This is a genomic window from Kluyvera genomosp. 1 (assembly GCF_001266615.1).
Classification (GTDB): domain Bacteria; phylum Pseudomonadota; class Gammaproteobacteria; order Enterobacterales; family Enterobacteriaceae; genus Kluyvera; species Kluyvera cryocrescens_A.
Genome location: NZ_LGHZ01000044.1, coordinates 17209 through 28615, shown reverse-complemented (window position 1 = coordinate 28615; position 11407 = coordinate 17209). Strand labels below are relative to the sequence as shown.

12 protein-coding genes are annotated in these 11407 nt (G+C 53.9%); 5 read left to right on the top strand and 7 right to left on the bottom strand.

What is annotated here, in order from left to right; all coding sequences use genetic code 11:
• The 3 genes from KP80_RS20275 to yfbV form a co-directional block, all read right to left on the bottom strand.
• A partial coding sequence (locus tag KP80_RS20275; RefSeq protein ID WP_156315706.1) for a sugar phosphatase occupies positions 1-575 on the bottom strand: 575 nt, incomplete at its 3' end.
• An 11-nt stretch (positions 576-586) separates the two neighbouring features.
• Entirely contained in the window at positions 587-1081 is a 495-nt protein-coding gene (locus KP80_RS20270; protein ID WP_052285446.1) for a YfbU family protein, read from the bottom strand.
• Between the two features lie 81 nt (positions 1082-1162).
• On the bottom strand, positions 1163-1618 hold the full coding sequence (gene yfbV, locus KP80_RS20265) for a terminus macrodomain insulation protein YfbV (RefSeq protein WP_052285445.1): 456 nt from the start codon (positions 1616-1618) through the stop codon (positions 1163-1165).
• A 464-nt stretch (positions 1619-2082) separates the two neighbouring features.
• On the opposite strand from yfbV, the gene ackA reads away from it, so the two are divergent.
• Positions 2083-3285 (top strand): acetate kinase, encoded by a 1203-nt coding sequence (ackA, locus tag KP80_RS20260; protein ID WP_052285444.1) that lies wholly within the window; start codon positions 2083-2085, stop codon positions 3283-3285.
• A gap of 76 nt (positions 3286-3361) precedes the next feature.
• Entirely contained in the window at positions 3362-5506 is a 2145-nt protein-coding gene (gene pta / locus KP80_RS20255; RefSeq protein WP_052285443.1) for a phosphate acetyltransferase, read from the top strand.
• A gap of 96 nt (positions 5507-5602) precedes the next feature.
• Here the strand turns inward: pta and yfcD are convergent, their stop codons facing one another.
• The 4 genes from yfcD to KP80_RS20235 all read right to left on the bottom strand — a co-directional run bounded on the left by yfcD (position 5603) and on the right by KP80_RS20235 (position 9007).
• Positions 5603-6148 carry an NUDIX hydrolase YfcD gene (gene yfcD / locus KP80_RS20250; RefSeq protein WP_052285442.1) on the bottom strand — a complete coding sequence of 182 codons (546 nt, stop codon included), beginning with the start codon at positions 6146-6148 and terminating at the stop codon, positions 5603-5605.
• 56 nt (positions 6149-6204) lie between these two features.
• The gene (yfcE, locus tag KP80_RS20245) at positions 6205-6756 is read right to left on the bottom strand and encodes a phosphodiesterase (RefSeq protein WP_052285441.1); all 552 of its coding nucleotides are present in this window, start codon (positions 6754-6756) and stop codon (positions 6205-6207) included.
• A 56-nt stretch (positions 6757-6812) separates the two neighbouring features.
• The gene (gene yfcF / locus KP80_RS20240) at positions 6813-7457 is read right to left on the bottom strand and encodes a glutathione transferase (RefSeq protein WP_052285440.1); all 645 of its coding nucleotides are present in this window, start codon (positions 7455-7457) and stop codon (positions 6813-6815) included.
• A 131-nt stretch (positions 7458-7588) separates the two neighbouring features.
• Positions 7589-9007, bottom strand: a complete 1419-nt coding sequence (locus KP80_RS20235) for an aldehyde dehydrogenase family protein (protein WP_052285439.1) — start codon at positions 9005-9007, stop codon at positions 7589-7591.
• 103 nt (positions 9008-9110) lie between these two features.
• Here KP80_RS20235 and KP80_RS20230 point away from each other — a divergent pair, with 103 nt between their 5' ends.
• The 3 genes from KP80_RS20230 to KP80_RS20220 are packed head-to-tail and all read left to right on the top strand — an operon-like array spanning position 9111 to position 11362.
• Positions 9111-10019, top strand: a complete 909-nt coding sequence (locus KP80_RS20230; RefSeq protein WP_052285438.1) for a LysR family transcriptional regulator — start codon at positions 9111-9113, stop codon at positions 10017-10019.
• A gap of 54 nt (positions 10020-10073) precedes the next feature.
• A complete protein-coding gene (gene folX, locus KP80_RS20225) occupies positions 10074-10436 on the top strand; it encodes a dihydroneopterin triphosphate 2'-epimerase (RefSeq protein ID WP_052285437.1) in 363 nt (120 codons plus the stop codon).
• Between the two features lie 23 nt (positions 10437-10459).
• Positions 10460-11362 (top strand): TIGR01777 family oxidoreductase, encoded by a 903-nt coding sequence (locus tag KP80_RS20220; RefSeq protein WP_052285436.1) that lies wholly within the window; start codon positions 10460-10462, stop codon positions 11360-11362.
• The last annotated feature ends 45 nt before the right edge of the window (positions 11363-11407 follow it).

Here is an 11407-nt window from a genome sequence, read left to right as displayed (position 1 = left end):
TCCAGCAGTTCTGGCGTTTCGGGTGGCACGTTTACCGCCGCGACGTGACAACCTGCCGCTAATCCGGACTGCACACCTGCTGGCGCATCTTCGACCACCAGACATTCTTGTGGCTGTAACCCCAGCAGTTTGGCTCCCAGTAGATAGGCATCTGGCTGTGGCTTACCGCGTTGCACCTGCTCCGCGGTGATAAATACGGCAGGGGTGGGTAACCCGGCAGCACGATGACGCGCATGAGCAACGGGGATCGAGCCCGATGTCACGATGGCCCACGGAATCGCATTGGCCTCAAGATGTTCGAGCAACTCAAGTGCACCCGGCAGCGCGCAGATCCCGTTAAGATCGGTCGCTTCAATGTGCTCAAGGCGCAGAAACTCCGCCTGAATTTCCGCTTCTGTTTTACCCGGCATAAAGTGGCGCAACGCGGTTATCGCCTGTTTGCCGTGGATATACTCCAGCACGGCATCCGGGTCAACGCCATAGCTTTCGGCCCACAATTTCCATGAGCGCTCCACCACGGCCAGCGAATCGACCAGCGTGCCATCTAAATCAAAAAGGAAGCCTTTACACTGCACGGAAGCCCCCATCAGGCGTTGATAATCTGGTTAATTTCGTTGCTGCTCAGGTGGTATTGACGTGGGCAGCCGTGCCAAACGTTCAGCATGCGCTGGTACTTTTCCCACATTGGCGTTTGTGCGTTGAAGCCATGAGTACCCGCGTCAAAGTGGGTATAACGGCCTTCAATATTCACCATAAAGCGGACGTAGCCCAGGAAGCGAGCTTCGGTCGCAGCATCGAAGCCGAGGAAGGTGACGCGACGCTCATCGATAGCGGCGGCATCTTTCAGGTTGGTCCACGACACGTGCAGCGCGTGATACATTTCCATGATGTCGATAACGATACGACAGGTCTCTTCTTTGAGCTCCCCAAACTCCCGGTCCAGTTCGCGCATCTGCAATCCATAGCCACGTTCAATAATGGTCTGCAGGCGGCGATAGCGCTCAGCGTTGTCGGGATCAAGCATAGTCATCATTTTGTACTGATTAGACAAAATCAGACGTTGAGCATGGGTCATTTCCATTTTTCGACTCCTGTTGCGCTTGGCAGCAAAAAAAAAGACACAAATATTGTGTCTTCTTTTATATGCGTTTTTCGCATGTAATTACAAATCATCAAGGAAAGTTTTATCCAGTTGTTTGAAGGCGCGCTTAAGCGTGTCAGCTAACGCCTGATAATCAGGCTTGCCTTCAACCGGTGCCAGCGCTTGTCCGGCTTCCTGCAATTTACCGCGCACTTCATAAAACCACTGTAATGTCGACGGCGGAAGCGGCGTAACCGAACGCTTACCCAACCACCATAATCCCTGCATCGGCAGGCTCAGTGCGAAGAGCGCCGTCGCGACGGCGGGGCCAAGCTGGCCGCCAAGGGCGATTTGCCAGCACAACGTAAAGATAGCCAGCGGCGGCATAAAGCGTATGGCGTGGCGAGTGGCGCGAATGACGCGGTTCTCAACAAACACCGGCGCAAGCCGCTTATCTAACGGCCACGTCTTTGAATAGTGCTGCCCCCGGCTAAACAAACTGAAGAAACTGACCGGGCGTTGCTCGGGTGTCGACATGGCTTACCTCAACTTCACGTATAAAAATTAAAATATTTTTTAAAAACAACAACTGGGTATGACATCGTTCAAAAAATTTTGGCATAGCCCCTGCAATCGGGTATCCTGTGCCAGCCTGAGATAGCCAGATTCTATACCCGTCGCCTTTCAAGTTATAGATGCGTAGTCTGCGTCCGTTCGCCTCCCATCGCATAGTCATCTATGCTCAAGGGGCCTTGCGGAGCCTTCGCTTTTCTATCACTCGATAGTCCATAGGGTAACAGCCCTCCGGCAAATCAAATTATTGCATATTCTGCCATCGGCTGAAAATTATGCAAAATGACTTAGAATCAATATGTATTTCTTAGATCATGCCTGAAAAACGTTCCAGGCATGATGTTAATCATAAATGTCGGGGTCATCCTGCGCTACGCTTAATGACTCATTGACGTTTTTTTAGCCACGTATCATAAATAGGTACTTCCATGTCGAGTAAGTTAGTACTGGTTCTGAACTGCGGTAGCTCCTCTCTGAAATTCGCTGTTATCGATGCAGTTAACGGTGAAGAGCACCTCTCTGGTTTAGCCGAATGTTTCCATCTCCCTGAAGCACGTATCAAGTGGAAAATGGACGGCGGTAAACAAGAAGCGGCTTTAGGTGCAGGCGCCGCTCACAGTGAAGCGCTGAACTTCATCGTTAATACTATTCTGGCACAAAAACCAGAACTGTCCGCGCAGCTGACCGCTATCGGCCACCGTATCGTACACGGCGGCGAGAAGTACACCAGCTCCGTTGTGATCGACGAATCCGTGATCCAGGGCATCAAAGATTCTGCTTCTTTTGCTCCGCTGCATAACCCGGCTCACCTGATCGGTATTGCTGAAGCGCTGAAATCCTTCCCGCAGCTGAAAGATAAGAACGTTGCCGTATTTGATACCGCGTTCCACCAGACTATGCCGGAAGAATCCTACCTGTACGCTCTGCCGTACAGCCTGTACAAAGAACACGGCGTTCGTCGTTACGGCGCACACGGTACCAGCCACTTCTATGTTACTCAGGAAGCAGCAAAAGTACTGAACAAACCGGTTGAAGAACTGAACATCATCACCTGCCACCTGGGCAACGGTGGTTCTGTTTCTGCTATCCGTAACGGTAAATGCGTTGACACCTCTATGGGTCTGACCCCACTGGAAGGTCTGGTCATGGGTACTCGCTCCGGTGATATCGACCCAGCGATCATTTTCCATCTGCATGACACTCTGGGCATGAACATCGACCAGATCAACAAAATGCTGACCAAAGAGTCTGGCCTGCTGGGTCTGACCGAAGTCACCAGCGATTGCCGTTATGTAGAAGATAACTACAAAGAAAAAGCAGACGCTAAACGTGCAATGGACGTTTACTGCCACCGTCTGGCGAAATACATCGGTTCTTACACCGCGCTGATGGATGGTCGTCTGGATGCGGTTATCTTCACCGGTGGTATTGGTGAAAACGCTGCAATGGTTCGCGAACTGTCCCTGGGCAAACTGGGCGTTCTGGGCTTCGAAGTTGATCACGAACGTAACCTGGCTGCCCGTTTCGGCAAATCCGGTTTCATCAACAAAGAAGGCACCCGCCCTGCCATCGTTATTCCGACCAACGAAGAGCTGGTCATTGCACAAGACGCCAACCGTCTGACTGCCTGATATCACACCGCCAGCCTAGCTGGCGGTGCTGTTTTGTATCCCGCCCAAGACTGGCGGTAACGAAAGAGGATAAACCGTGTCCCGTACTATTATGCTGATCCCTACCGGAACCAGCGTCGGCCTGACCAGCGTCAGCCTTGGCGTTATCCGTGCTATGGAACGCAAAGGCGTTCGTCTGAGCGTCTTTAAACCTATCGCACAACCGCGTAGCGGTGGCGATGCGCCAGACCAGACTACCACCATCGTTCGCGCAAGCTCTTCAACGACTACCGCTGCTGAACCGATGAAGATGAGCCATGTAGAAGCCCTGCTCTCCAGCAATCAGAAAGATGTGCTGATGGAAGAGATCATCGCTAACTACCACACGAACACCAAAGATGCTGAAGTTGTACTGGTTGAAGGCCTGGTCCCAACCCGTAAGCATCAGTTCGCACAGTCTCTGAACTACGAAATTGCTAAAACGCTGAACGCAGAAATCGTGTTCGTGATGTCCCAGGGTACCGATACTCCGGAACAGCTGAACGAACGTATCGAACTGACTCGCAACAGCTTCGGCGGCGCGAAAAACACCAGCATCACCGGTGTTATCGTCAACAAGCTGAACGCACCGGTTGACGAGCAGGGCCGTACTCGCCCAGACCTGTCTGAGATCTTTGACGACTCTTCCACCGCGAAAGTTATCAAAATCGATCCCGCTAAGCTGAGCAGCACCAGCACCCTGCCTGTACTGGGCGCGGTGCCATGGAGCTTTGATCTGATTGCCACCCGTGCAATCGATATGGCGCACCACCTGAATGCAACCGTACTGAACGAAGGCGACATCAACACCCGCCGCGTGAAGTCCGTGACCTTCTGTGCGCGTAGCATTCCGCACATGCTGGAACACTTCCGTCCAGGTTCACTGCTGGTCACGTCCGCAGACCGTCCTGACGTTCTGGTTGCCGCTTGCCTGGCAGCAATGAACGGCGTGGAAATCGGTGCCCTGCTGTTGACCGGCGGCTACGACATGGATCCGCGCATCAACAAACTGTGCGAACGCGCGTTTGCGACCGGCCTGCCGGTGTTCATGGTGAACACCAACACCTGGCAGACTTCTCTGAGCCTGCAGAGCTTCAACCTGGAAGTGCCGGTTGACGATCACGAGCGCATCGAGAAAGTTCAGGAATACGTTGCTAACTACATCAACGCTGACTGGATTGAATCTCTGACTGCAACCTCCGAGCGCAGTCGTCGTCTGTCTCCACCAGCCTTCCGCTACCAGCTGACCGAGCTGGCGCGTAAAGCAGGCAAACGCGTTGTTCTGCCAGAAGGCGACGAACCGCGTACCGTTAAAGCTGCTGCTATCTGTGCTGAACGCGGTATCGCCACTTGTGTGCTGCTGGGTAACCCAGACGAAATTACCCGCGTTGCAGCGGCCCAGGGCGTTGAGCTGGGCGCTGGCGTAGAAATCGTTGACCCTGAAGTGGTTCGCGAAAGCTATGTCGCTCGCCTGGTCGAACTGCGTAAAAACAAAGGTATGACCGAAACCGTTGCCCGCGAACAGCTGGAAGACAACGTGGTTCTCGGCACCCTGATGCTGGAACAAGACGACGTAGATGGCTTGGTATCTGGCGCGGTTCACACCACCGCCAACACCATCCGTCCACCGCTGCAGCTGATTAAAACAGCACCAGGTAGCTCTCTGGTCTCTTCCGTGTTCTTCATGCTGCTGCCTGAACAGGTTTATGTTTACGGTGACTGTGCGATCAACCCAGATCCGACCGCAGAACAGCTGGCTGAAATCGCTATTCAGTCCGCAGACTCCGCGATTGCCTTCGGTATCGAACCACGCGTTGCGATGCTCTCCTACTCCACCGGCACTTCTGGTGCAGGTAGCGATGTAGAGAAAGTTCGCGAAGCAACTCGTCTGGCTCAGGAAAAACGTCCTGACCTGATGATCGATGGCCCGCTGCAGTATGATGCCGCTGTGATGGCTGACGTTGCGAAATCCAAAGCACCGAACTCTCCGGTTGCAGGTCGCGCTACCGTGTTCATCTTCCCAGATCTGAACACCGGTAACACCACCTACAAAGCGGTACAGCGTTCTGCCGACCTGATCTCCATCGGGCCGATGCTGCAGGGTATGCGCAAGCCAGTGAACGACCTGTCTCGCGGCGCGCTGGTAGACGATATCGTCTACACCATCGCACTGACTGCGATCCAGTCTTCACAGCAGCAGTAATGCCTTTAGCCACCCGTTCACGGGTGGTTTTAAGGTAAAAAAAATCCGGAAGCGGGAAACCGTTCCGGATTTTTTTATGCCTGCAATAACGTGATGTTACTCGGCTTCTTCCTCAACATGCGCTTCATTGTTGGCATTGCGGGTCATCCACAGCGCCAGCGCCTTCAGCGAGTCATCGGTGAAGTCATCGCAGCGGGCGGTGATCTCTTCCGGGGTCATCCAACGAACTTCGCTAACTTCTTCTTCCTGCAGGGCAAACGGCCCGTGGGAGACGCAGCTAAACAGGCTTCCCCATACGCGACAGTTCTTATCTTCAAAATAGAACTGACCGTGATCGGCAAACGGTACGCCAGCAATCCCTAACTCCTCTTCCGCCTCGCGGCGAGCGGAGTCCAGTAGTGGCTCATCAGCCTGGACAACCCCCCCAGCGGTGGCGTCCAGCATACCCGGCTGGTAGTCTTTCGTCTCAGTGCGACGCTGTACCAGGATTTTCCCCATGCCGTCATGGACGACAATGTAGGTAGCCCGGTGGCGCAGACACTGCGCGCGCATTTGTTCACGGCTCGCCTGCGCGATGACCTCATTGTCTTCGTTGACAATATCGACCCATTCCGTGCCTGCCAAATGATTCTGCTCGACCATCAGAAAACCTTAAATTGAAAGCGCTCTTACGGCGCGTTTTATGATTGATGGGTAACTTACGGGTTAATGGTAACCTCTGCAATAACCCGCTGATCATTGAGTGCTAAAACCTGCAGATTCCTTCCGTCCATCAGCCCATAGCTGGCAGCAAAGCCGCCTTTTGGAATGCTAACCGAACCGGGATTAAATAAGAATATCTCGCCGTGCTTTTCTGCCACCGGCAGGTGCGTATGGCCAAAAATCAGCACATCGCCAGACGCCAGCGGCGGGAGATTATCGGGGCCATAAAGATGACCGTGAGTCAGAAACAGTCGCTGCGAATCGGTTAATACCTGCTGCCAGGGTGCGGTGATAGGAAAATGCAGCAGCATTTGGTCAACTTCGCTATCGCAGTTGCCGCGAACAGCAATAATTCGCTCTGCTACGCTATTGAGACGCTCGGCAACCTGAGCTGGCGCGTAGCCCTCAGGAAGCGCGTTGCGCGGCCCGTGATTAAGCACATCACCCAGAATCACCAACCATTGCGCGCCGCTGTCAGCAAATAGCGACAGCACGCGCTCGGTTGCGGGCAACGAACCATGAATATCCGATGCAAACATCAGCTTCATTAATCAAATCCCTACAATGATAATCCCTACTATCATAATGGATTACATCTTACTTTTCAGCCTGCATGTTTAGCTGACAGCGCCGCATAGCGCTGAACCGAAGCCCGTTGCCACTGGAATGTCGCGTACTCGGCCAGCTTTTCCGGAACATCGTCGCCGTTAAGCACAAGTCGGTTAAGCATTAGCGCCAGATCACTATCCGCGATACACCACTCGCCAAACAGATTGGGTCTGCCGTGCTCCAACAGTGCACTGGCAGTGTCAAACAGTTTAGCCGCGCTTTGACGTCCTGCTTCGCTCAACGGTGCTTTTTTCTCACCACCAAACACCACTGTGGTGGAACGCTCCTCGCGAATAGGCATCAGATCGCTTCGCAGCCAGGCCTGAACCTGACGCGCACGGGCGCGTTTTTGCATGTCGTGAGGATATAAACGTTCCCATTCTGGCGGGGCAAAACGTTCATCGAGATATTCGGTAATGGCGGAAGATTCGCTGAGTTCGAAACCATCGACATCAAGCAGCGGTACCCGGCGAGTCGCGTGATAGCCCTTCCAGCCAGGCTTAAGATGTTCACCCTGATTAAGGTTGACGGTTTTAAGGGTGAAGGGCAGCCCTTTTTCTTTGAGGGCTACGTACACGGACATCACGTAGGGAGAGAAAAAATCGGAGTCTGACCAAAGCGTTATCACAGGCTGGCTCATAGCGCGTCCTCAATTACCGGCAAAAGATGCACGAACGATGGGCGCAGAAACCCTGCGCCCATCTGACATAATAGCCAAAATAGCTTGTCTATCCGGCGATGTCACTTGCCCACAACATGAGGATTTTGCAATCAGCCAACCAACAGCGTTTTGGGCTCCAGGTAGGCCAGCAATCCCCATTTGCCCATTTCACGCCCGAGCCCAGACTGTTTAAAGCCGCCAAACGGTGCCAGATGCTCGTGTTCAAGGGTATTGACCAGCACGCGGCCAGACTCAATCTGCAGCGCTATCGCTTCACCACGCTGGCTGGAACCGCTCAGCACCAGCGCACTCAAACCGTAGTCAGTGTCGTTGGCGATAGCCAGCGCCTCCGCATCATCTGCGTAGGGAATAACCACCAGCACCGGTCCAAAGATCTCCTCTCTGGCAATACGCATCTGGTTATTGACGTCGGCGAATATGGTTGGCTTCACGCTCCAGCCTTTTTCCATCCCCTCAACGCGTCCCTCACCGCCGGTGAGTAATCGTGCGCCTTCCTGTCCCCCCAGTCGAATGTAATCCTGCACCCGCTGCCACTGTTTACGGCTCACCATCGGGCCAATCACCGTCTGCACATCACGCGGGTTGCCAGCGGTAAACTGCGCGATAGCGGCGACCATTTCCTGCTCAAACTCTGTTTTACGCGACGCCGGAACCAGAATACGCGTGCCGGCAATACACGCCTGCCCACTATTCATAAAGCCTGCCTCAAGCGCCATGTGAACCGCCGTTTTTGGGTCGGCATCATCGAGGATCACCGTTGGCGATTTACCACCCAGCTCCAGCGTTATGCGCTTCAACGTGCGAGCGCCGCTTTCCACGATGTGTTTCCCCACCGCCGTTGAGCCTGTGAACGAAATCTTCGCGATATCTGGATGGTGGTTAATCACATCACCGACGACATCGCCACGGCCTGTCACAATGTTAAAAACGCCTGCGGGGATCTGCGCCGCATGCAGCGCTTCGGTAATAATCTGCGTCTGCCAGGCACTCATTTCACTCGGCTTAATCACCGCAGTACAGCCTGCAGCCATTGCCGTCGCCAGCTTATTACAGATAAAACCCGCGTCGCTGTTCCATGGTGTAATCAGCCCAGCAACACCTACCGGCGTCATCACGACTTTTGCGCGCCCGACAGACTCTTCAAACGCGAATGCCTTCAGCGCATCAATGGCACAGCGAATGGTCTGCGCAGGCCAGGCCGCCATCCAACTGGCTCGCGATGACGGTGCGCCATATTCAGTAATAATCGCTTCTAATAGATCGGATTCGCGGGCCATAACCGCCTGATGCATGCGCTCCAGCACCGCAATACGTTCTTCTGGTGAGGTTTTCGACCAGACCGGGAACGCCGCTTTTGCCGCCGCAATCGCACGCAGGGCATCTTCTTCGTCCGCCAGTTGCACCTGACCAATCACTGCCTCGGTGGCTGGATTAAACAGATCAAACAACTCGCTGCCATGTGGGGTAACGAATTGGCCATTGATATAAATTTTGTTGATGTGCTGCATGATTCTGCCCTCTTATCATCGGATGTCACACAGTATAAGAAGCGCCCATCATGGTGATAAGAGCGTATAATAAGGACAAACTGTCACGATAATCGGGATAATCATGTACCGTAGCGGTCTGACTGAACTGGAAGTTGTCCTTGCCGTCGCCCGTCAGCAAAGCTTCCGCGCAGCGGCGCGTGAGTTGGGCCTGTCGGCCACTGCCGTTAGCAACGCTGTGGCTGGGCTGGAATCACGTCTTCACGTACGTCTTTTTAATCGCACAACACGCAGCGTGGCCTTGACCGAGCAAGGACGGCGCTATATTGCGCGCATCGCTCCCGCGCTGGCCGAAATTCAACGCGCCGCTGAAGAGATCACTGCAGAACCCGGCGTGCCTACGGGAACTTTGCGTATCAACGCCCCGCGTGAAAGCGTGTCTCTGCTGTTCAATCTGTTTGATACCTATCTGCAGCGCTACCCGCAGATGAAGCTGGATATCACTACCGACTCAAGAATGATCGATATCGTCGCCGAAGGTTACGATGCAGGGATCCGTCTGGCCGAATCGGTGCCGCAGGATATGATTGCCAGCGCGCTAACGCCGGATGCCAGAATGCTGATTGTCGGGTCACCCGACTATTTCGCGCGGTTCGGTGTTCCACAATCACCGGATGAACTTGCGGCTCACCAAAGTATTGGTATGCGTATGTCGCACGGTGGCGTGTACCATTGGGAACTGGAGCATCATCAGCACAAGTTCACGGTCAACGTCCCACCACGAATTATCGTCAGCGAAATGCAGGTCATCCGCCGCGCTGCACTGGCTGGGCTGGGGCTGGCGTTTATTTCACAGTGGTTTATCCAGGACGACCTCGCCAATGGTAAGCTCATCAGCGTACTGGCCGAATGGTGCCCAAGCTTTGGGGGGTTACGTCTCTATTATCCAGGCCATCGCCACATTCTGCCCGCGCTACGTGCATTTATTGAACTGGCGCACGAATTGAATACACGTCAGACACTGCCGCGATAAAGATGCTTTCGTGTATGATATTTAAGACAACAATAAATAAGGAGAACACCTGCAATGTCTCATTCCGACGCCATCATCCGCATCAAAAATCTGCGCCTGCGTACGTTTATCGGGATTAAAGAAGAAGAGATTGCCAACCGTCAGGACGTGGTCATCAACATTGAAATTCGCTACCCGGCAGATCAGGCGAGGAACAGTGAAGACATTAACGATGCGCTGAATTATCGCACCATCACCAAGAACATTATCCGCCACGTGGAAAATAACCGTTTCTCTTTGCTGGAAAAATTAACTCAGGATGTGCTCGACCTCGCACGCGAACATCACTGGGTCACTTATGCTGAAGTGGAAATCGATAAAGTTCACGCGCTGCGCTACGCCGATTCGGTCTCCATTACCTTAAGCTGGCAACGCTAGGCGCTCCTTCGCGGGGAGGTCGCATGAAAATTCTGATTACCGGTGGCACCGGCCTCATTGGCCGCCACCTTATTCCGCGCTTATTAACGATTGGCCATACGGTCTGCGTAGTAACGCGTTCTCCAGAAAAAGCGCGTCAGGTTCTTGATGCCCGCGTTGAACTCTGGCCCGGGCTGCAGAATATTTCCTCGCTCGACGGCATAAATGCCGTCATCAATCTTGCCGGTGAACCCATTGCCGACAAACGCTGGACAGAGGCGCAAAAACAGAAGCTTTGCGACAGCCGCTGGGCGATAACCCAGCGGATCAGTGAATTGATTCAGGCCAGCTCAACGCCGCCATCGGTACTCATTTCCGGCTCAGCCACCGGTTATTATGGCGATCTCGGCGAAGTGGTGGTCACAGAGGAAGAACCACCGCATAACGAGTTTACCCACAAACTTTGCGCGCGCTGGGAGCAAATTGCCAGCAGTGCACAAAGCGACCGCACCCGCGTCTGTCTGCTACGTACCGGCGTCGTTCTCGCCGCGAAGGGCGGTATCCTCGGAAAAATGCTGCCACCCTTTAAACTTGGACTCGGCGGCCCTATCGGCAATGGCCGGCAGTACCTGGCGTGGATTCACATCGATGACATGGTTAATGGCATTCTATGGCTGCTGGATAACGATCTGCGCGGGCCGTTTAATATGGTTTCCCCCTACCCGGTTCATAACGAACAGTTCGCCCATGCGCTGGGACATGCGTTAGATCGCCCCGCTGTTTTGCGCGTACCCGCCCCCGTGATACGCCTATTAATGGGGGAATCTTCCGTCCTGGTACTCGGAGGCCAGCGCGCACTCCCTAAACGCCTCGAAGCCGCTGGGTTTACCTTCCGTTGGTACGATCTGGATGAGGCACTCGGTCACATTCTGGGCAAACAACACTAAACACATGGCGATAGCCGCAGTCTATCGCCGCCTTTTCTCTGGAAT

Coding starts and splice junctions, on each gene's coding strand:
- yfbV (WP_052285445.1), bottom strand. CDS start 1,618: ATGTCGACACCCGAGCAACGCCCGGTCAGTTTCTTCAGTTTGTTTAGC.
- folX (WP_052285437.1), top strand. CDS start 10,074: ATGTCTCATTCCGACGCCATCATCCGCATCAAAAATCTGCGCCTGCGT.
- yfcF (WP_052285440.1), bottom strand. CDS start 7,457: ATGAGCCAGCCTGTGATAACGCTTTGGTCAGACTCCGATTTTTTCTCT.
- yfcE (WP_052285441.1), bottom strand. CDS start 6,756: ATGAAGCTGATGTTTGCATCGGATATTCATGGTTCGTTGCCCGCAACC.
- KP80_RS20270 (WP_052285446.1), bottom strand. CDS start 1,081: ATGGAAATGACCCATGCTCAACGTCTGATTTTGTCTAATCAGTACAAA.
- KP80_RS20235 (WP_052285439.1), bottom strand. CDS start 9,007: ATGCAGCACATCAACAAAATTTATATCAATGGCCAATTCGTTACCCCA.
- KP80_RS20220 (WP_052285436.1), top strand. CDS start 10,460: ATGAAAATTCTGATTACCGGTGGCACCGGCCTCATTGGCCGCCACCTT.
- KP80_RS20230 (WP_052285438.1), top strand. CDS start 9,111: ATGTACCGTAGCGGTCTGACTGAACTGGAAGTTGTCCTTGCCGTCGCC.
- ackA (WP_052285444.1), top strand. CDS start 2,083: ATGTCGAGTAAGTTAGTACTGGTTCTGAACTGCGGTAGCTCCTCTCTG.
- yfcD (WP_052285442.1), bottom strand. CDS start 6,148: ATGGTCGAGCAGAATCATTTGGCAGGCACGGAATGGGTCGATATTGTC.